At 63.7% G+C, this 20,026-nt stretch carries 19 protein-coding genes; 14 read left to right on the forward strand and 5 right to left on the reverse strand.

The features are described 5' to 3' along the window. The first annotated feature begins 155 nt into the window (after positions 1-155). The 5 genes from DKM43_RS12485 to lptG all read left to right on the forward strand — a co-directional run bounded on the left by DKM43_RS12485 (position 156) and on the right by lptG (position 6,126). The gene (locus DKM43_RS12485) at positions 156-2,051 is read left to right on the forward strand and encodes a PHA/PHB synthase family protein (RefSeq protein WP_201739865.1); all 1,896 of its coding nucleotides are present in this window, start codon (positions 156-158) and stop codon (positions 2,049-2,051) included. A 140-nt stretch (positions 2,052-2,191) separates the two neighbouring features. Further along, positions 2,192-2,998, forward strand: coding sequence for a phasin family protein (locus DKM43_RS12490; RefSeq protein ID WP_236632565.1), 807 nt, complete (start codon positions 2,192-2,194; stop codon positions 2,996-2,998). A gap of 264 nt (positions 2,999-3,262) precedes the next feature. Beyond that, positions 3,263-3,610 (forward strand): ATP-dependent Clp protease adapter ClpS, encoded by a 348-nt coding sequence (clpS, locus tag DKM43_RS12495; protein WP_109798861.1) that lies wholly within the window; start codon positions 3,263-3,265, stop codon positions 3,608-3,610. A gap of 181 nt (positions 3,611-3,791) precedes the next feature. Continuing rightward, positions 3,792-5,036 (forward strand): LPS export ABC transporter permease LptF, encoded by a 1,245-nt coding sequence (gene lptF / locus DKM43_RS12500; RefSeq protein ID WP_109798833.1) that lies wholly within the window; start codon positions 3,792-3,794, stop codon positions 5,034-5,036. Beyond that, on the forward strand, positions 5,026-6,126 hold the full coding sequence (lptG, locus tag DKM43_RS12505) for an LPS export ABC transporter permease LptG (RefSeq protein ID WP_109798834.1): 1,101 nt from the start codon (positions 5,026-5,028) through the stop codon (positions 6,124-6,126). The genes lptF and lptG overlap by 11 nt, the downstream gene beginning before the upstream one ends. Positions 6,127-6,153: 27 nt before the next feature. Here the strand turns inward: lptG and DKM43_RS12510 are convergent, their stop codons facing one another. After that, positions 6,154-7,248 carry a fatty acid desaturase family protein gene (locus DKM43_RS12510; RefSeq protein WP_109798835.1) on the reverse strand — a complete coding sequence of 365 codons (1,095 nt, stop codon included), beginning with the start codon at positions 7,246-7,248 and terminating at the stop codon, positions 6,154-6,156. A gap of 158 nt (positions 7,249-7,406) precedes the next feature. Between DKM43_RS12510 and DKM43_RS12515 the strand changes: the two genes are divergently transcribed. Further along, on the forward strand, positions 7,407-8,564 hold the full coding sequence (locus DKM43_RS12515) for a GNAT family N-acetyltransferase (RefSeq protein ID WP_109798862.1): 1,158 nt from the start codon (positions 7,407-7,409) through the stop codon (positions 8,562-8,564). Between the two features lie 335 nt (positions 8,565-8,899). Further along, positions 8,900-9,694, forward strand: coding sequence for a response regulator (locus DKM43_RS12520; RefSeq protein WP_109798836.1), 795 nt, complete (start codon positions 8,900-8,902; stop codon positions 9,692-9,694). A 21-nt stretch (positions 9,695-9,715) separates the two neighbouring features. Here the strand turns inward: DKM43_RS12520 and DKM43_RS12525 are convergent, their stop codons facing one another. Then, positions 9,716-11,386 carry a CHASE domain-containing protein gene (locus DKM43_RS12525; RefSeq protein ID WP_109798863.1) on the reverse strand — a complete coding sequence of 557 codons (1,671 nt, stop codon included), beginning with the start codon at positions 11,384-11,386 and terminating at the stop codon, positions 9,716-9,718. Between the two features lie 286 nt (positions 11,387-11,672). On the opposite strand from DKM43_RS12525, the gene DKM43_RS16520 reads away from it, so the two are divergent. Together DKM43_RS16520 and DKM43_RS12535 are read left to right on the forward strand one after the other, a co-directional pair. Then, on the forward strand, positions 11,673-11,828 hold the full coding sequence (locus tag DKM43_RS16520) for a NepR family anti-sigma factor (RefSeq protein WP_236632566.1): 156 nt from the start codon (positions 11,673-11,675) through the stop codon (positions 11,826-11,828). Next, a complete protein-coding gene (locus tag DKM43_RS12535) occupies positions 11,821-12,435 on the forward strand; it encodes a sigma-70 family RNA polymerase sigma factor (RefSeq protein ID WP_109798838.1) in 615 nt (204 codons plus the stop codon). The genes DKM43_RS16520 and DKM43_RS12535 overlap by 8 nt, the downstream gene beginning before the upstream one ends. Positions 12,436-12,467: 32 nt before the next feature. On the opposite strand, the gene DKM43_RS12540 is transcribed toward DKM43_RS12535, so the two are convergent. Continuing rightward, positions 12,468-13,082, reverse strand: a complete 615-nt coding sequence (locus DKM43_RS12540; RefSeq protein WP_109798839.1) for a superoxide dismutase — start codon at positions 13,080-13,082, stop codon at positions 12,468-12,470. A gap of 97 nt (positions 13,083-13,179) precedes the next feature. Further along, a complete protein-coding gene (locus DKM43_RS12545; protein WP_236632567.1) occupies positions 13,180-14,460 on the reverse strand; it encodes a dicarboxylate/amino acid:cation symporter in 1,281 nt (426 codons plus the stop codon). A 140-nt stretch (positions 14,461-14,600) separates the two neighbouring features. On the opposite strand from DKM43_RS12545, the gene glmM reads away from it, so the two are divergent. Genes glmM through thiD form a run of 3 tightly spaced genes read left to right on the forward strand, consistent with a single transcriptional unit; the run spans position 14,601 to position 16,910 of the window. Continuing rightward, positions 14,601-15,938 (forward strand): phosphoglucosamine mutase, encoded by a 1,338-nt coding sequence (gene glmM / locus DKM43_RS12550; RefSeq protein WP_109798841.1) that lies wholly within the window; start codon positions 14,601-14,603, stop codon positions 15,936-15,938. Next, on the forward strand, positions 15,938-16,162 hold the full coding sequence (locus tag DKM43_RS12555) for a DUF1272 domain-containing protein (RefSeq protein ID WP_109798842.1): 225 nt from the start codon (positions 15,938-15,940) through the stop codon (positions 16,160-16,162). The genes glmM and DKM43_RS12555 overlap by 1 nt, the downstream gene beginning before the upstream one ends. Before the next feature lies 1 nt (position 16,163). Continuing rightward, complete coding sequence (thiD, locus tag DKM43_RS12560; RefSeq protein WP_109798843.1) at positions 16,164-16,910, forward strand: bifunctional hydroxymethylpyrimidine kinase/phosphomethylpyrimidine kinase; 747 nt, start codon at positions 16,164-16,166, stop codon at positions 16,908-16,910. 46 nt (positions 16,911-16,956) lie between these two features. On the opposite strand, the gene DKM43_RS12565 is transcribed toward thiD, so the two are convergent. Further along, positions 16,957-17,838, reverse strand: a complete 882-nt coding sequence (locus DKM43_RS12565) for an LOG family protein (protein WP_109798844.1) — start codon at positions 17,836-17,838, stop codon at positions 16,957-16,959. Between the two features lie 237 nt (positions 17,839-18,075). Between DKM43_RS12565 and DKM43_RS12570 the strand changes: the two genes are divergently transcribed. Both DKM43_RS12570 and DKM43_RS16385 read left to right on the forward strand, forming a co-directional pair. Next, entirely contained in the window at positions 18,076-19,350 is a 1,275-nt protein-coding gene (locus DKM43_RS12570; RefSeq protein WP_109798845.1) for a tyrosine-type recombinase/integrase, read from the forward strand. Further along, the gene (locus DKM43_RS16385) at positions 19,347-19,994 is read left to right on the forward strand and encodes a hypothetical protein (protein ID WP_145960522.1); all 648 of its coding nucleotides are present in this window, start codon (positions 19,347-19,349) and stop codon (positions 19,992-19,994) included. The genes DKM43_RS12570 and DKM43_RS16385 overlap by 4 nt, the downstream gene beginning before the upstream one ends. Positions 19,995-20,026 lie beyond the last annotated feature (32 nt).

Here is a 20,026-nt window from a genome sequence, read left to right on the forward strand (position 1 = left end):
ACGATTGCCGCGCTGTTCTCGCCCTTACGCCAATTGCACGGCGGTGGGAACCGTGCTTCCATCCCGGTGGTTTGCGGCTTCGACGGCTAACAAGCTGTCATACGCCGTGTATATTGGGGCCATCGATGCCAATGGCGCGACAACAGGGACGATGCATGACGAACAGGACGGCAACGGATGGCGCGGCGGATTCGGTCGTGTTCGAGGATCTGGTGCGTCAACAGGGGGAAGCGATGCGCGCGCTCTTCGCCCCGCTGGTTCCGGGGGCCGAGGCAATCAGCACCGATCCGGCCGAATTGCAGCACTGGGCGATGTCGGCCGCCAAGTTGCAGAAGATGTGGCTGGATTTCAGTGCCGAGCAGGCAGGCCATGTCGAACCCGTGCTCAACCGGCTGGGTGACATCGGCAAGTGGACGCAGACTTTCATCGCCATGGCCGGGCAACTGCCGATCGCTCATGCCGAAACCCAGGCAAAGCTCTGGAACGAAAGCGTGGCGTTGTGGGGCACGGTCATGGGGCAATTCATGAACGGCCTTGGCGCGACCGGCAGCAACGAATCCGCGTCGCCCCCTTCCCTGCCTCGACAGGACCGGCGCTTTGCCGACCCGCGCTGGCAGCAGCAACCCGCCTTTGCCCTGATCCACCAGACCTATCTCCTGCTTGCCGAACGGTTGCAGCAGATGGCGCAGGAAGCCCCCGGCCTTTCGCCGGAGCGCCGGGAGCAACTGGTATTCGCCACGAAAGTGGTGACGGATGCGCTTTCGCCGGCAAACTTTCCCCTCACCAACCCCGTGGTGATCGAACGCACGATGGAAACCCGCGGCGAGAACCTCGTCAAAGGGGTGGAGCACCTGCTCGATGACCTGCGCAAGGGGCAGTTGACCCACACCGATCCCCACGCTTTCGAACTGGGACGCAATATCGCGGTGACGCCGGGCAAAGTGGTGCACGAAACGCCGCTGTTCCAGCTCATCCAGTATTCCCCCGCCACGGACGAGGTTCTGGAAGTGCCGCTGGTGGTCTTCCCGCCGTGGATCAACCGCTTCTACATCCTCGATCTCAACCCTCAGAAAAGCTTCATCCGCTGGGCCGTGGAACAGGGCGTGACGGTGTTCGTCGTTTCATGGAAATCGGCCGATGCCTCCATGGCCGATGTGGTCTGGGACGATTACGTGCGCAGCCAGATCGAGGCGATCGACCATGTGCGCGAAAGGCTCAAGGTGCCTGCGGTCCACACCATCGGCTATTGCGTGGCGGGCACCACGCTTGCCGCCACGCTTGCCGTGCTGGCCCGGCGCGGAGAGGCCGACAAGGCAGCCAGCGCCACGTTCTTCACCGCGCAGGTCGATTTCGAGGACGCGGGCGACCTCAAGAACTTCATCGATGACGGGCACCTCAAGCTGCTCGAAAGCCTTTCGACCGACGGCTACCTTGACGGACGCTACATGGCGGCAACGTTCAACGCGCTGCGCGGCACCGACCTCATCTGGAACTACGTGGTCAACAACTACCTGCTGGGACAGGACTATCCCGCGTTTGACCTGCTGCACTGGAACGGCGACACAACCAATCTGCCCGCCAAATGGCATCAGGCCTATCTGTGCGATCTCTACCGCGACAACCGCATGGTCATTCCCGATGCCCTGGCGGTCGACAATACGCCGATCGATCTGCGCCGCATCGCAACGCCGTGCTACATTCAGGCGGGCCGCGAGGATCATATTGCACCAGCGAACAGCGTGTGGAAGATCACGCGGCACCTTTCCGGCCCGTGGAAATTCGTGCTGGCCGGGTCGGGCCACATCGCGGGCGTCGTCAATCCTCCCTCGTCCGGAAAATACCAGTATTGGCTGAATGACGCCGATCCGGCGTCGCTGGAAGAGTTCGTCGCCGGAGCAAGGGAAATAAAGGGAAGCTGGTGGCCAGACTGGATCGAATGGCTCAGGGCGCTGGCCCCGGCGATGATCCCGGCAAAGGGCAAGCGCATTCCCGGCGGCAAGGGTGACAAGGTGATCGAGGACGCGCCGGGCCGTTACGTCAAGATGCGCTGATCTGCTGCATCTCTTCATCAACGAACGGTTTCGTATTTTGTGCATCGCACAAAAAACATTGACAAACGGCGCCCGATTCCTATTTTGTGCAGTGCAGCAAAGGCGCTTCTGTTGGAGCGCCCAAGCCAGCAGGAGCCGCAATGATGGTCGATGAAGTGAAGGACAGCACGGCGCCAGCCGCCCTCGTGGCGGATGAAACCGCAAAGCTGCCGGATACCCCGGCGATCACGGTTGCGGACGCGCCAGTTGCCGAAGCGGTGACATCCGAAGTGGCCGAAACGGCCACGCCCGATGCCGCAGCGGTGACTGCGCCCGCAAGGAAGCGCAAAGCCAAGCCCGCCCCCGCCGCCGAGGCGGTGGCAAAGCCGGCAAGCGCAAAGACCAAGGCTTCGAAGCCCGCTGCCCCCGTGGCGGCGGCACCGGAGCCTGCGGTGAAGCCCGCCACCAAGCGTCCTTTCACCGCTCCCACTCGCGTGAAGCAAAACAGCGCCGCCCCCAAAGCAACGACGGCGCCCAGAAAGGAACTGTTCGCAATGGCTACCACCACCGAAATGACCGAAAAGATGACCGCCGCCCTCAAGGACGCGCAGGAAAAGGCCAAGGCCGCATTTGGCGATGCCGGCGAGTTCGCCAAGGGCAACGTCGAAGCCGTGGTCGAATCGTCGAAGATCCTCGCCAACGGCCTCCAGGAAATGACCAAGGGCTATGTCGAGGAAGCCAAGTCGGCGATCGAAGCCATGACCGCCGACGTCAAGGAACTGACCACGGTCAAGTCGCCCACCGAGTTCTTCGAGAAGCAGTCGGCCCTGATGCGCAAAAACTTCGACGCTGCGGTTGCCGCCAGCTCGAAGAACAGCGAAGCCATGCTCAAGCTGGTCAACGAAGCGTTCCAGCCAATCTCGACCCGCGTCAGCCTGGCGATGGAAAAGATCAAGAAGGCCGCCTGATTCGCGCGGCCTGAGCCACGAGGGCGCCATGACGGCGCCCGACCGAGCGATACGGAAGAGGGGCCATGCCAATGCGTGTGGCCCCTTTTCCTATGTCAGGGACAATGCCGCGTCGCAGAGCTGCCGCCCATGGCACCATCCTGCCCACGAGTGCCACTTGTGCTGATGGCCCGGCGATGCGATATTGCGGCGATCATGCACAGTCACCGTCACTTCCAGCCCGATCGGAGCCTTTGCGCCCCCTGCGCGCGCAATGCCGCACGCATGCAGGGCACGTTCCGCGCGCAGGATGATGATTCGCGCAGGCCCGGCGGTGACGATCAGGTCGGCATTGCCACCAAGACCCGCGCCAAACCGAAGAAGCCGAGCCAGTTCAAGGTGCTCATGCTGAACGACGACTACACCCCGATGGAGTTCGTGGTGATGGTCCTCAAGCGCTTTTTCGGCATGGACCTTGAACAGGCCACCCGTGTCATGCTTCATGTGCATCAGCGCGGCGTGGGCGTTTGCGGGATCTACCCGTATGAAATCGCCGAAACCAAGGTCAACCAGGTGATGGATTTCGCCCGGCAGAACCAGCACCCGCTGCAATGCACGCTTGAAAAAGCCTGAAGTCCGCGCCCCCCTTGCGGGCGCAGATGCCGCTTTTTCCTTCCCCGCAGCAAAACTTGCGGCTAACCGGTTGATCGATCACCGGTGGTTCATCTGGCCGTTGCCATGGCGGCCGTCGGACTGTCGGCATCGTCGCCGCAGGTTCCGTCACCGCTTCTGAAGATCCTATAACGCCCGCACCGTGAAGTTCTTCACCGCCATCGACCGCTATATCGCAAGGCTCGTGTTCGTGCCGATGGTCTCGGTGTTCGTGCTCGCCGCATCGCTGCTCGTGCTCGACAAGATGCTCAAGCTGTTCGATTTCGTGGCGACCGAAGGCGGGCCGGTCAGCGTGGTGTTCAAGATGCTGGCCAATCTCCTGCCCGAATATGCCAGCCTTGCGATACCGCTGGGGCTGATGCTCGGCATTCTCTTTGCCTTCCGCAAGCTGGCAATGAGTTCGGAGCTTGACGTGATGCGGGCAGTCGGCCTGTCCTATACCCGCCTGCTGCGCGTGCCCTATATCTTCGCAATCGTGCTCGCCGCGCTCAACCTGCTGATCGTCAGCTATCTCCAGCCGCTTTCGCGCTATTATTACGAGCAATTGCAGTTCGAACTGCGATCGGGCGCACTGGGCGCATCGATCAAGGTGGGTGAGTTCAACTCGTTGCAGGACCGCACCGCGCTGCGCGTGGAATCCAGCCGTGACGAAGGGCGGGATCTGCGCGGCATCTTTGCCCGGCTCCAGACCGCAGAAGGGCAGGTCATGGTCATCTCCGCGCGTGAAGGCCGGTTCTTCGCCAACCGCGAAAGCCGCGACACGGTGATCCTGCGGCTGACCGACGGGCAGATCGTGCAGGACGGTCCGGGCATCACCTCGCCGCGCGTGCTTACCTTTGCCAGCCACGATCTGCCGATCGACCTGCCCAAGATCGAACAGTTCCGCCAGCGCGGCGATGCCGACCGCGAATACTTCCTGCCCGAACTGCTCCAGATTGGCTGGAACGAGCGCTATTCCGAGGAAGCGCGCAACCAGTCGAAAGCCAGTTTCAACTACCGCATCGTCGAAGTGGTGATGATGTTCCTGCTGCCCCTGCTGGCCGTGGCACTGGCGGTGCCGCCCAAGCGTTCGACCTCGGCGCTTGGCGTATTCCTTTCGATCGTGCTGGTTGTCGCCTATCACAAGGTCAACCAGTATGGTCAGGACGTGGCCAGTCTTGGCCGGGTTGATCCCGCGCTGGCCTTGTGGGGGCCGTTCGCGATCTTTGCCGCGCTGATCGTGTGGATGTATTGGCGCCTCGCCTATGTGCCGGGCGGCCAGCCGATCGGCGCGCTGGAAACCGCCTTTGCGCGGATATCCAAGGTCCTGCGCAAGCTTTTTGCACGGCGGCGCCTGCCCGGCGAGATCACCGCTCAGGATGCCGAGGACGCAGCCCATGCAGCTTGAGTTCTTCCCCTCGCGCACACTTGCCATCTACATCGGCAAGATGTTCGCGGTGCGCATCGTGGCGGTGCTGCTCATGCTCGTGCTCGTGTTGCAGATGCTCGACCTGCTGAGCGAGAGCGGCAAGGTTCTGGCAGCGCCGGGCAACGGGCAAGGCGAACTCCTCACCTATGTCAGCCTGCGGATGCCCCAGCTCGTCAGCCGGTTCCTGCCCTATTCGGTGCTGCTGGCAACGATCATCACGCTGATGACGCTGAACCAGAACAGCGAGGTCATCGCCATGAAGGCGGCTGGCCTTTCCGCGCATCAGGTGCTGGCCCCGCTGTTCCTCGTTGCGGCGGTCACATCGGCCATCACTTTCGGCTTCAACGAACGCATCGTCACGCGGGCCACGGCAACACTGAAGGCGTGGCAGAACGTGAACTATGGCCCGATCCCCGCCGAAACCGGCACCAAGACCAATGTCTGGTTGCAGGACGGGCCGAACATCCTGTTCGCGCGGACCATTGCCGGAACGGGCGCTGCCATGCACATGGAAGGCGTAAGCTGGTATCGCCGGGATCCGACCGGAATGGTCACGGAAATCGTGATGGCCCCATCGGCGCGCTATGCCAACCCCGGCTGGCTCCTGCGCAATCCCGTGGTCTTCGATGTGCAGAGCGCGCGCAAGACGCCGCTGGGCCGCGATGCGGTTTACGCGAAGGGCGTGGAGCCAGTGCAGGTCACGATCAGCCGGGTCGATCCCGATGCGGAATCACTGCTGCAACTGACCGGTTCGCTTGCGGCCATACGCGAAGCGGGTTTCCGCACCACCGAACTTGATGGAAAGTGGTGGCACAAGCTGTCAGGCCCGCTCTCGGCGCTGCTCATGCCGCTGTTGGGCGCGGTTGCCGCGTTTGGCCTTGCGCGTTCGGGGCACCTGTTCGTGCGCGCGGTCATCGGGATGGCGCTGGGCTTTGCCTATTTCGTGTTCGACAACGCCGCACTCGCCATGGGCAATTTCGGTGCCTATCCGCCGTTCCTTGCGGCTTGGGCGCCGTTCGTCCTGTTCTTCCTGATCGGGGAAACCGTGCTGATCCGCACCGAGGAATAACGCCTCACGAAGGCGTCGCCCGATGTCTCAGCGCGGCAGCATCGTGCTGCGCACCAGCCGCCCCAGCAGCGGGAAAAGCCCTGCATAATTGGCCCGCTCATAGGTAGAACCAAGGCCAAGATGCGCCTTGAGGCGGCGATGCGCCTCGCCCAGCGAGTGATAGGGCATGGATGGCAGCAGGTGGTGCAGCGCGTGATAACGCAGGCCCACCGGCGCCCAGAGCGGCGCCAGCAGGGCGGGCGGCGGCACGTTGACCGAATCAAGATACTGGCCGGTCACGGTCATCGCGTCGCCCTCGTTCTCCCACAGGTGCGCAACCAGCGTGCGGATCTGGTTGAGCAGCGCGGTGAGCGCAACGACGGCCACGGCAATGAGCAGCGGCCGCCACGAATGCGTCGCGCTCCACCACAGCACGAACAGCGCCCACGCCGAAGCCCCCAGTTCCTGCCAGAACACCATCCGGGCAAAATCGCCTTCGGGCGGGCGGCGGCGGAAATCGGGGTTGATCGAAAGCGACGAGGCCCGCTCCCATACCAGCCGGCGCAGAGGCGGAATGATGACGCCCAGCGGCACGAGCAGAGCCGAGCGGATCAGCAGCCCTACCGGCAAAAGCAGCGCCACGAGCGCAAAGACCGGAAGCGACCAAGGCTTCATCAGCGCAAGCGGCAAGTATTCAGGGTCTTCCGCGGTGCCATAGCGGGTGCGGGCATGATGCAGCGTATGCACGCCTTCATACATCAGCGATGGCGTGAGCATGGGAATGCCCACCAGAAGGTTCCAGCCGAAGCGGAAACCGGGAAGCGCATTCTTGTGGATATGGGTCAGCTCATGAATGAACAGGAGCGCGCGGTAGAGCGCCAGCGCCGAAATCACCCCGCAGATCGCCGCCACCAGCGGGCTTTCGGCAAGGATGGCGCCCGCGAGCGCAGCATAGCCGACGAGCGCGGATGCCAGCATGTCGGGCCAGTAGATTTCGGGCCGGGCCGTTGCAATGTCGCGCGTGAGGTCAACGGCGGCACGCAGCATCTCCCGATCATCGGGGGTGCCTGCCAGCCCTCGTGGCAGGGTGGGCGTCGGTTGAGAAGTGCCTGCGGGGTGTTCGAGCGCGTCGGTCGCAATCATGCCACAAAATCCAGTATGACCCATTCATGGCCGGGCTGCCCCGGCTTGTTGACTGCGCGGCGCGCCCCACGCACACGCCTCGCAGCTTGACAATGTGCCGGATGGAACCGCAGTTCCCCCGGCGGACCGACCGCTTACCCGCAAACAAAGGCAAGATCGTGGCCCAAGGCGAACTAATCATCACTCCCGTTTCCGGCAAGGCAGACCAGAAGGCATTCGTCAATCTTGCCTATCGCCTCAATGCCGCCGATCCTGCCTGGGTGCCGCCGCTGCGGATGGAAGCCGAAGAGCTTATCAATCCGGCGAAGAACCCCTTCTTTGCCCATGCCGACGTGCAACTGTTCCTCGCCCGCCGGAATGGCGTGGTGGTGGGGCGTATTTCCGCCCATATCGACCATCTTGCCACGGCGATGGACCCTTCGCAGGGCATGGGGCCGGGCACCGGCAACTGGGGGCTGCTCGAAGCCGAGGATGAAGGCATTGCCCATGCCCTCATCGCGCGGGCCGAACAGTGGCTGCGCGACAAGGGCATGACCCGCGTTCTGGCACCGCTTTCGATGTCGATCTGGGAAGAACCGGGCCAACTGGTCAAGGGCTTCGACCAGCCGCCAACGGTGATGATGGGGCACCAGCCAAAGCGCTATGACGACTATATCAATGCCCTTGGCTACCAGCCCGCCAAGCTGCTGCACACCTACGAGCTGGACATCACGCGCGAGTTTCCGCCGCTGATCCAGCGCATCGTGCAATCGGGCGAGAAGAACGCCAAGATCCGCATCCGCAACGTGGACAAGTCGAAGTTCGAGGCTGAGGCGGCCCTGATCCTCGACATTCTCAACGATGCCTGGTCCGACAACTGGGGTTTCGTGCCGTTCAGCGATGCGGAAATCCTCCACGCCGGCAAGAAGTTCAAGCCGATCGTGCGCGAGGATCTCATCATGATTGCCGAATATGAAGGCGAGCCGGTGGCCTTCATGATGACCCTGCCCGACCTGAACGAGGTTCTCAAGCCGATGGGAGGCAGTCTCTTCCCGTTCAACTGGGCCAAGCTGCTGCTGTGGCTGCGCAAGCCCCGCGTGCGCACCATGCGCGTGCCGCTGATGGGCGTGCGCAAGCGGCTTCAGGCATCGCGCCTAGCCAGCCAGCTGGCCTTCATGATGATCGAATACATCCGGCGCAATTCGGTGCGCGATTATGGCGCCACGCGCGGCGAGATCGGCTGGATCCTTGAGGACAATCAGGGCATGAACGCCATTGCCGAGGCGATCGACAGCCACATCAACAAGACTTACGTGATCTACGAAAGGCACTTGTGACTTGATGCTGGCGTGACCCCGCGCCGCTTCGATCGGCAATCGGCGCGAAGTCCGCTGCAAATGTAAAAAGACCCCCGGCGTTACCGCCGAGGGTCTTTCGGGATCGTATCACCAGCCGCTTGGACGGGAGGGGGGGTCTCGGCGGTGACAATGCGGAAATGCGCGGGCCGCAGGATTGTTCCCGGCGGCACCAAACTTTTTTTGACGATCCCCTTCCGAAAGTAAGCCGATGGCATGTCGCAGGGCAGGGCAGGGCAGGAGTGGGCGGAAAGACGCCGGGAACCGGATGCCTGCTCGCGCGTTAAGCACGGCGACACAGTTCGGGAAGGGTTTGCATGTCTCTGGGTGCCCAAGTCGCCAGCCAACTGCCTTATCTGCGCCGCTATGCCCGCGCCCTGACGGGAAGCCAGTCAACCGGTGATGCCTTTGTCCGGGCTACGCTTGAAGCGGCGCTGGCCGATGCGGACCTGCGCGACACGATCGGCAAAAGCCGCGCCAGTCTCTACCATGTCTTCGACCGCGTCTGGTCGAGCGCGCATCTCGAAACCGCAAACCATGCCGATGGCGAGCCTTCGCTGCACGAGGCCGCGGCGCAGGAGCGCCTTTCCGCAATGACCCCGGCCAACCGTCAGGCGCTGCTGCTGACGACGCTGGAGGATTTCAGCATCGATGAAGCCGCCTTCATCATGGGGCGCGATGGTGCCGAGGTGGAGCAACTGGTGCAGGACGCGATTGGCGAGATCGAGCGCGAATCAGCCACCTCGGTGCTCATCATCGAGGACGAACCGCTGATTTCCATGCAGCTTGAAGATCTTGTCCGGTCGCTGGGCCATGATATCTGCGGCATGGCAGCAACCCGCACGCAGGCGATCGAAATCGTCGAGCGCACCCGGCCGGGCCTGGTGCTGGCAGACATCCAGCTTGCCGATGGCAGTTCGGGGCTGGATGCGGTGGACGATATCCTCAGCATCGGCTCGGTCCCGGTCATCTTCATCACGGCCTACCCGGAACGCCTGCTGACGGGGGATCGCCCTGAGCCGACCTACCTGGTGACAAAGCCGTTTCAGGAGCGCACGGTGCGCGCTGCCATCAGTCAGGCCCTGTTCTTCAGGTCAAGCCAGCCGCTCTGACGATTCCGGCGGCCGCGGCGATCAGCGTCCCGGCCGCTGCCGCATCGCAAAGTCACCGCGGCGGCGCACCGGCACCAGCAGGGTGCAGCGCACGCCGGCCGGTTCGAAGCGCAGGTCCACGGGGCTGCGCAGTTCGTGCGCCACGATCTTTTCGATCAGTTCGGTGCCGAACCCGCGCTTGCGCCGCACATCGTCATCGACCACAGGGCCGCCTTGCTCGGTCCATTCGATCCGCACGAGCCTGTCGTCCACCATCTCCCAGCGGATCGAAACGCGCCCGCTTTCGACACTGAGCGCGCCATATTTGGCTGCGTTCGTCGCCAGCTCGTGCATGGCCAGCCCCAGCGAGAGCGCGTCATTGGGCGCAAGTTCCACATCCGGTCCGCAGATCTCGACATGCCGGTGCAGCCCTTGTGCATAAGGGGTCAGTTCGGCCCGGATGATATTGGCTACCGGCGTTGCCCCCCAGTCAGACTGCGTGAGCAGGTCATGCGTGGCCGAAAGCGCACGGATCCGCCCTTCCAGACTATCGGCAAAATCGGCCAGCCCGGTCGCCCGTCGGCGCGTCATGGCAATGATCGAAAGCACGTTGGCGAGCGTATTCTTCACACGGTGGTTGAGTTCGCGCGTCAGCGAATTGCGGATGGAGGATTGCTGTTCGAACCAGGCAAGCGCGATCCTGTCCTCGACCGCCTGCTGGGTCAGGAGCCGGGCCAGCAGCAATAGCAGCGTTGCCGCCAGAAGGCCGAACATGAGCGTCAGGGCCGACATGGCCGAAAGCGGCGGAAAGGCCGGGGCCTCGATCTCGACCACGAAATCGTGCCCCGCCAGATCGAGCGGACGCCGCACCACGCGCCCCGAAATCTCTTCGGGCGCAATCGCCGCAAGCGGCTGTGCGGCCCGATCATCGCCATCGAACAGGCGGACGCCCGCGCCCTGAAGCTGGTCCCTGCCGATGGCCGATTCGAGAAAGCTCTGGCCGTTGAAGGGGGAATAGACAAAGCCCCGCAGCCTGCGCCCGCCGGCATCCGGCTGGAGCGTGAAGACGGGCATATAGACGAGAAAGCCCGGCGCCTCGCCATCGCCTTCCTGCTGGAGAACGACCTTGCCCGTCGCGGTAGGCTGGCCGGTCTGCTCTGCCCGGTTCATCGCCTGCCTGCGCACGGGATCGGAATACATGTCGAAGCCGATGGCCCGCCGGTTGCGTTCGCTGTCGGGTTCGAGAAACATGACCGGAACGACGGTCGGCCTTGCGGTTCCGGGCAGGGAGCGCACCGCAAAATCGGCTGCCCCGCCCTTGCGCATGACGGCCTCGACAGTGGGAATGTCGGCGCGGTTGATCCGCAAGGCCCAGCCAATGCCGTCAGACCCGGCAAGGCGGCCATCGAGTTGCAACTGGCGCACGAACGTGCGGAACAGGGGCGCCTCGACCAGCTTCTGCGTGGCGAAAAGCGCCGCGCTCGACCGCAGATAGGCCGAATTGGCGTTGAACCGCCGCTCCAGCCCGGCAGCGACGGCCTGCGCTGTCTGGGCAACCTGCGCTGTCTGCCGCTGCGCCTCGGCCCGCTCGATGGCAAAGACGCTGAGCAGGGTGATCGTCATGGTCAGCACGAAGATGCCGATCGGCACCGCCCGCGGAAACCGCTCATACCATCGCGGGGCGAGCTTCTTCTGGGCGAGAAGCTTCTCCATTGCGCCTGCCGATGTCCTTTCCTTCACCCGATCTGCCGACTTGGCCGAATGCGCGCAACGAAGGCAAACGAAATGCGCCCCGCTCTGCTGCAAACCGGGAACCGACGGGCCACAATATCGTTCCATAACCGAAGTCTGCTGTCGGCATCGGTCAGCCTCGGATGCTGGCGGAGAAGACGGGCGGATGCCATTGTGCCTTTCCGTGCCGCCCCTGCGGCAGCCCATTTTTGAGTATCTGTGCCCGGAGGGAGCAGCGTTGTCACAGCGCATGACGAAGGACCAGCCGATGAAGCCCGCCCAGCCGCGGCGCAAGAGCGCCCGGACACAGACCCCCGCGTGGGCCGACGGGTTGAAACGGCTCTATGATTCCGTGCTGGACGAGCCTTTGCCCGACACTTTCGCACAGCTCCTCGAAAAGCTGGACGATCCGGCCAATGGCTGAATCCGACATCGCAGCACCGCCCCGCCCCGCCATCGATCCGGCGGCGTTCAAGCGGGAACTGACGGGCGTGATCCCGCATCTGCGCGCCTTTGCGCGGGGGCTTTGCGGCCGCGCCGACCTTGCCGATGATCTGGTGCAGGAAGCCCTGCTCAAGGCCTGGTCCGCGCAGGCCCGGTTCGAACCGGGCACCTCGATGCGCGCCTGGACCTTCGTCATCCTGCGCAATGCCTACCTTACCGACATGCGCCGCAACCGCTTCCGTGCCGATTATGACGAAGGCGTGGCCGAACGCACGCTTGTGGCCCCGGCATCGCAGGAAGATCCGATGCACCTGTCGGACCTGCACCGGGCACTGCTGACCCTGCCACCGGAACGGCGCGAGGCCCTGCTGCTCGTGGGCGCGGGCGGCTTCAGCTATGAGGAGGCGGCCCAGATCTGCGGCTGCGCGGTGGGAACGATCAAGAGCCGCGTCGGCCGTGCCCGCGCCGCGCTCAGCCAGATGATCGAGGACGGGCAGATTCCGCGCCGCAGCACGGACGATGCGGTCGCCCATGCTGCGATCATGGGCGAACTTGAAGAAACCGTTCAGTCCGGCACGTTCGACTGAAGCTCCCCCGCATGGCGGGGGAGCGAGCCTCATCAGGCAGGGTAGGTCCAGTTGCCCTCGCGGGCCAGATTGGCCGCCGCGAAATCCCAGTTGAGGTGCCGATCGATCACGGCCTTGAGATAGTCGGGCCGCAGGTTTCGGTGATCGAGGTAATAGGCGTGCTCCCACAGGTCGATCACCAGCAGCGGCTTGGCCGCGTCGATGGCGAAGGTCTGCGCATCATGCGTCTGTTCGACGGCAAGCCTGCCATCGCGCTGCACCAGCCAGACCCATCCCGAAGCAAAGTGCGCGGCGCCCTGTCCGGCAAGTTCTTCCTTCAGTGCGGCAAACGAGCCGAATGCCGCATCGATCGCCCCAGCAAGAGACCCGGCAGGCACGCTGCCTGAGGGGCAAAGGCTGTTCCAGTAGAAGGCGTGGTTCCAGCTCTGCGCGGCATTGTTGAACAGCGCCTTGTCACCACGGTCCTGCGCGGCAGAAATGATCGCCTCAAGCCGCGCATCGGCCAGATCGGTGCCTTCGACCGCCGCATTGGTCTTGTCGACATAGGCCCGATGATGCTTGCCGTGGTGCGTCTGCATCGTGGCCGTGGAAATGGCCGGGGCGAGTGCGTCCTCGGCATAGGGCAGCGGTGGCAGGATGATGGACATTGCGTGTTTTCCTGATTGAAGGGACATGTGCCCGATCAACGCGGGAAAAGGGGTTTGGTTGCCTTGGCAAAGGCTCAAACCGGGTTTCAGGGGCGTGTTATTCCTGCAAGGGCAGTTGCGCCTGATGCATGTCGGCCGCCGTCTGCGCCCGGTCGACAGCGGCCGTGACGGCAACATCCATGGTCACATTGCCCAGCGTACGCATGAGATCAGGCAGAACTTCGACCGCCACCAGCAGGGCCAGCGGTTCCACCGGAATCCCCATGGCAATGGCGATCGGCCCCACCGAGGCAACGAAGCTGATCGAACCGGGCAGGCTGACCGAACTGAGCGACACGAGGATGGCCACGGTAAATCCGGCCATCATCGCCATGGGCGTCAATTCCACGCCGTATAGGTGCGCCACATAGACCGCCACGGCCAGATTCATCGCCGGGCTGGTGGCGCGAAACAGCGCAACCGCCAGCGGCATGACGAACTCGGACGTCGTCTCGCGCACGCCCAGATTGCGGCAGGCGCCAAGCATGGCAGGCAGCGATGCCAGCGAAGACTGCGTTGACAGGGCAAAGGTCTGAACCGGCACCATGGCCCGCGCGAACCCGCCCAGTGGCTTGCGGGCGAGAACCACCGCCAGAACGTAACCGGCGATGACCACGCCCGATCCTGCCAGCGCCACGATCAGGATATAGTGCGCCAGCGCGCCGATCACGGCTGTCCCGCTCTTTGCCGCCACCGAAAGGCTGAGCGCGAAGACACCAAGCGGGGCAAGCGCCAGAACCCAGCCGATCACCACCAGCATGGCCGAGGCAATAGCGGCAAAGAACGCGCTCATCACTTCGCGCTGCGGTGGAGCAATGCGCGTGACGGCAAGCGCGAAGACGGCCATGAACAGGATCAGTGGCAGCATCCGGTCATTGGCGGCAGCATCCAGAACGTTGGTGGGCACGATCGATCGCAGGAAATCGGCGATCCCCGGCACGGGGCCTGCCTGCTTGCCCGAAAGGGTCTGGCGCAGCGCCTCGGCCGCATCGCCGGGTATCGGCAGCAGCGCGATGAGCGCGGGCGTCAGCACGAGCGACATGGCCGCGCTGAACGCCAGAACCATCAGGAACAGCCCCAGACTGCGCCGTGCCAGCGCACCCGCACTGGCCGTGGCGACGGTCTGCGTTACGCCGGTGAAGAGCAGCGCCGCCACCAGCGGAACGATGGTGGCCTGCAAGGCCCTGAGCCACATTTCGCCAACCGGCTGCACCCAGATTTCCACGAGCGGCAGGGCCTGCGGCGCGGCAAAGGCCACGCCTGCCCCTGCCGCCAGACCGCCCAGCAGACCCAGAAATGTCCACGCGGCGGGCACCTGGGCAATGGGCGGCAAAGTCATTGAGGGTGCCGCTGGCGACACGGTGGACGAATTTTCGCTGGTCGGTAAGGTCATCTTGAGATGACATTAGCTATGTCGCACGGCATGGCAACGTGCGCCCTCTGACAGGAGGCGCAAGCAAGCAAGGGAAGAGCCGTTCGATGGCACGCAAGTTCTTCGGCACCGATGGCATCCGGGGCCGGACCAATGCCGGGGTGATGACCGCCGCCACGGCCATGAAAGTGGGGCAGGCAGCGGGCACCTATTTCCAGCGCGGCGATCATCGCCACCGCGTGGTTATCGGCAAGGACACGCGCCTTTCGGGCTACATGATGGAAAGCGCGATGGTGGCGGGCTTCACCTCGGTGGGGATGGACGTGGTCCTCCTCGGCCCGATGCCGACACCGGCGGTAGCCATGCTCACGCGCTCGATGCGGGCCGATCTCGGCGTGATGATCTCGGCCAGCCACAACCCGTTCGAGGACAATGGCATCAAGCTGTTCGGCCCTGATGGCTACAAGCTTTCCGACGAGGCCGAATTCGCGATCGAGGCCATGCTGTCGCAGGAACTGCCGCTCGCCGATGCCTCGCAGGTGGGCCGCGCCCGCCGGATCGAGGATGCGCGCGGCCGCTATATCCACGCGGTCAAGGGCAGCCTGCCCGACAATGTGCGCCTCGATGGTCTGAGGATCGTGCTCGATTGCGCCAATGGCGCGGCCTATCACGTCACGCCTTCGGCGCTGTGGGAACTGGGCGCAGAAGTCATTGCCATCGGCGTGGAGCCAAACGGCAAGAACATCAACCTCAATGTCGGATCCACCCACCTTGATGCGATCAAGGCGAAGGTCCGCGAAACGCGCGCCGATATCGGCATTGCGCTTGATGGCGATGCCGACCGGCTGATCGTGGTCGACGAGAAGAGCCAGACCGTGGATGGCGACCAGATCATGGCGCTGATCGGCACGCAGCTGGCGGCGCGCGGCCAGTTGCGCGGCGGGGGCGTGGTGGCCACCGTCATGTCGAACCTTGGGCTTGAACGGTATCTCAATGCCCATGGGCTGACTCTCGAACGCACGGCCGTGGGCGATCGTTATGTGCTTGAACGCATGAAAGCGGGGGGCTTCAACGTGGGTGGCGAACAGTCCGGCCACATGATCCTGACCGACCACGCAACCACCGGCGATGGCACCGTGGCTGCGCTGCAGGTGCTTTCCGCGCTGGTATCGAGCGGCAAGCCCGCGAGCGAACTGCTCCACCAGTTCGATCCGGTCCCCCAGCTCCTGAAGAACGTGCGCTTTGCGGGCGGCAAGCCGCTTGAGGACAGCCGCGTGCAGGAAACCATCGCCGAAGCCGAGGCCCGGCTTGCGGGCAAGGGCCGGCTGGTGATCCGGCCATCGGGGACCGAACCGGTCATCCGTGTCATGGCCGAAGGCGACGATGCCGCCGAAATCGAAGCGGTCGTCGAACAGATCTGCGCCGCCGTGCGCAAGGCTGCCTGATGCTGGAGATGCGCCCCGATTGCGAGCGGTGCGGCGCCGATCTTCCCGCCGAGGCTCCCGGTGCGTTCATCTGTTCGCTGGAGTGCACCTTCTGCGCGCAATGTGCGGAAGAACTCGATGACCGCTGCCCCGGCTGCGGCGGCGAACTGATGGACCGGCCCACCCGCGCCAGAGCGCTCCACGCGAAGTATCCCCCCGCCACCCGGCGCAAGTTCAGGAGCTGACATGCAACCCGTTCGCGTGCTTTCGATTGCCGGTTCCGATTCGGGCGGCGGCGCGGGGATTCAGGCCGACATCAAGACCATCACCATGCTTGGCGGCTATGCCATGACCGCGATCTGCGCCCTGACCGCGCAGGACACCACCGGCGTCCACGCGGCAACGCCTGTCGATCCGGCGATGGTTGCCGCGCAGATCGATGCCTGCGCAAACGACATCGGCGTCGATGCCGTGAAGATCGGAATGCTCGGCTCGCCGGAGATTGCCGCTGTCGTTGCCGACCGGCTGGAGCGCCTTGCCGTGCCGATCGTGTTCGATCCGGTGATGGTCGCCACCAGCGGCGCCGTTCTGGCCGATGCCGCAACCATCGCGGGGTTCGAGCGGCTGATGGCCATTGCCACGCTGACCACGCCCAATGTGCCGGAACTGGCGGCGCTGGGCGGCGATGCGGCCCTGCGCGCACGCGGCATCGCCTATATCGCCAAGGGCGGCGATGCCGAAGGCGATGAGGTGACGGACCGGCTGGTCGTGCCCGGAAAGGCCGACAGGGTGTGGACCGCCCCGCGCATTGTCACGCGCCATGCCCATGGCACCGGGTGCACGATGTCGAGCGCGATCGCCACTTTCCTTGCCAGCGGTGCATCGCTGGAAGACGCGGTCGAGGACGCGCGCGATTTCGTCCGCGCGGCAATGATGGCCGCCCCCGGTTTCGGCGCCGGGAACGGGCCGCTGGGCCATCAGGCGGTGCGCTGAACGCGCACCGTCCTTTCAGCCGCCCCTTTCATCCGCCGAACCCCGTTCAGCAATCGAGATCGTAGAACCGCACGATGTGCTGCCATGCCTCCTCGGCGGTTTCGACCGGGGTGAACAGGTCAAGATCTGCGTGATTGATAACGCCCTCGTCCGCCAGGGCCTCGAAATTGACGATCCGGTTCCAGAAGTCCTTGCCGAACAGCAGGATGGGGATCGGCTGCATCTTGCCGGTCTGGATCAGCGTGAGCAGCTCGAAGAACTCGTCGAGCGTGCCGAAACCGCCCGGAAACACCGCCACCGCGCGCGCGCGGATCAGGAAGTGCATCTTGCGCAGCGCAAAGTAATGGAACTGGAACGAAAGGTGCGGCGTGACAAAGGCGTTGGGCGCCTGTTCATGCGGGAGGACGATATTGAGACCAACCGATTCGGCGCCCGCCTCGTGCGCGCCGCGATTGGCAGCCTCCATGATCGACGGCCCGCCGCCGGAGCAGACGACGAACTGGCGCTTGCCGTCCTCGACGGGGGCGCACTTGCTGGCGATATAGGCCAGCCTGCGCGCCTGCTCCACATAGCTCGCCTTGGCGGCAAGCCGTTCGGCGATGGCGCGGCGCTCCGGCGTATCGGCGGCGGCCACAAGGGCCGCTGCCTGATCGGGCGCGGGAATGCGCGCGGAACCATAGATGACAAGGGTTGATCCCACCCCGGCCTCTTCCAGCAGCATTTCGGGCTTGAGCAGTTCAAGCTGGAAGCGCACCGGGCGAAGTTCCTCGCGCAGGAGGAAATCAATGTCGCGGAACGCAAGGCGATAGGCCGGATGCTGCTGCTGGGGTGTGGCCTGGGAGTGGCTCTCGACAAAACCGGCTTCCTGCTCGGCCTTGTAGAACTTGCGGCTGGTCAGCTCGTGCTGCCTCTTTTCTTCTTCTGTCATGCCGCACTAAGTCGGGCCGCAAAAGCCAAAGCGCAAGAGGCACTTGCACCCACAACGAACCGGAAAATCAGGGAGAAGGTGGATGCCCCGCGAGGATTATAATCCACGTCCACGCTCACCCGTGACCTTCTCATAACATGCTAACAACACTGTATTTATCTAGATTTCTTGTCCGCCAAGCCCCATTGACTCCCGCCAGCATCCACCCCAAAGTGTGGGAACAAACGTGGGAACAAGATGCATATGGGCAAGCTGACGGCGATCAAGGTTAAGAACGCCAAGCCGGGACGACACGCGGACGGCGATGGCCTCTTTCTTTACGTCAAGGAGTCGGGCGCGCGCACGTTCGTGCTCAGGGTTCAGTATCAGGGCAAGCGGCGCGACATTGGACTCGGGACAGCAGACGTTGACAGCTCTGGCCGCGATGCATTCGGCGCTCACAATCCGTTGGATGCCACGTCTCTTATGCTCCGCAAATCGCTCACACTGGCGGAAGCACGCGAAAAAGCTGCCGCCCTGCGTAAGCTGGCCAAAGCTGGGGCCGACCCCGTTGCGGAACGAGACAAGGAACGACGGGTGATCCCCACGTTTGCCGAGGCGGTGACCTCGGCACACAAGGCGCTGGCCCCCGGTTTAGCGGAAAAGAACGCCAAGGCTTTCCTCGCCTCACTTCAAGAACATGCAAACCCCAAGCTCGGCAAGTTGACGGTCGACGCCATTGGTGCCCCCGAGATCCTCTTGGCGCTGGCGCCAATCTGGACCGACAAGCCGGTCATGGCCAAGAAGGTGCGCGCGCGTATTGTTCAGGTTCTGGCCTTCGCTAAAGCGCAAGGCTGGCGCACGGAGGCCCTTCCAGATGCCCGCGAAATGAAGTCCGGCCTGTCACGCCAAGCCCGCGGCGGAAACTTTGCCGCAATGCCGTTTGCAGAAGTGCCCGAATTTTTTGCGGATCAGTTGGGCAAGGGGCAGTCGGCCAGCCGCAACGCCATGATGTTCGCCATCCTGACGGCAGCGCGCTCTGGCGAGGTGCGACAGGCTAGGTGGGAGCAAATCGACCTTGAGGCGCGCACGTGGTCGCGCCCCGCCGACATGATGAAGATGAAGGACGCGCATGTCGTCACCCTGAGCAACGCAGCGATTGCCTTGCTGGAGCGACTTGCGCCTGAAGACGCACGTAAAGGCCTTGTGTTTCCGGGCACGAAAGGTGGCCCTCTCTCGGATATGTCGCTGACCAAGATCATGCGTCTCGCCCACCGCACTGAGACGGTGCATGGCTTCCGCTCCGCGTTTCGCGTCTGGGCTGCCGAGAAAATGCCCACCATTCCGGCGATGGTGTCGGAAATGGCACTGGCCCACCGGGTGGGAACATCGACCGAGCAAGCCTATCTACGCACGGACCTGCGCGACATGCGCCGCACACTCATGGATGCATGGGGGATGTTTGTCTCGCCGCTACTGTCTGGCGCAAGCGCCGAAAACAATGTGGTATCGCTCATGGCATCGCAAGCATGACGACCATGCGCGTTGGCGTACTCGGTGGCTGGTATAAAAGGACCCGTAGAGGTGCGCTGACGCGGGAAGAGCGCGACTTGCTCCCCAACGCTGCCGAAAAGCTCGCCGCGAAACTTGGGCTTCCGGCCCCGAACAGGCCGATCCCCATTGCTGTAGGTATCGGGGAACCGCTCACCAGGCTGCAAAAGGAGAGGCTGCGTAGAAGACTTTGGGCGATCCCAGCCGTGCGATCACTGGCCATTGGCAAGCGCAAGCTACTGCTGAAAGTGATCGCAGATGCGCTTCAATGGTGGTGGTGTGAAGCCAAGCCCATGTGGTCGTGGGCTGAAGTGCCCCGACACGTGCAACTGCTCGGGCGCAAGCCAAATGTCGGGGATCGCCGGTTCCTGATAGCCTGTGTCGATGCGTGGAAGCTAGTTGCGGGGAAGTGCCAAGCGCCAAGTGCTGCCGAGATTGAAGGGCGCGCACGTTCGGGAGGTGTGACGAGCGCGAAGCCGTATTTGAATATCACGGCTAACATTGCTGACACGGCATGGCGCGCGTGCGGCCATGCGGTGCCGCACTCAAAATGGGCTGGCTTGTGCGACAACGTTCGGAGCGATCTCGCGCTCAGGGCCAAAGCCAAAAACAATTCACCGAATTAAGGACTAAATCCGCGCGACTTCCGCTGCTGTAG

The organism is Novosphingobium meiothermophilum (assembly GCF_003171715.1).
Classification (GTDB): Bacteria; Pseudomonadota; Alphaproteobacteria; order Sphingomonadales; family Sphingomonadaceae; genus Novosphingobium; species Novosphingobium meiothermophilum.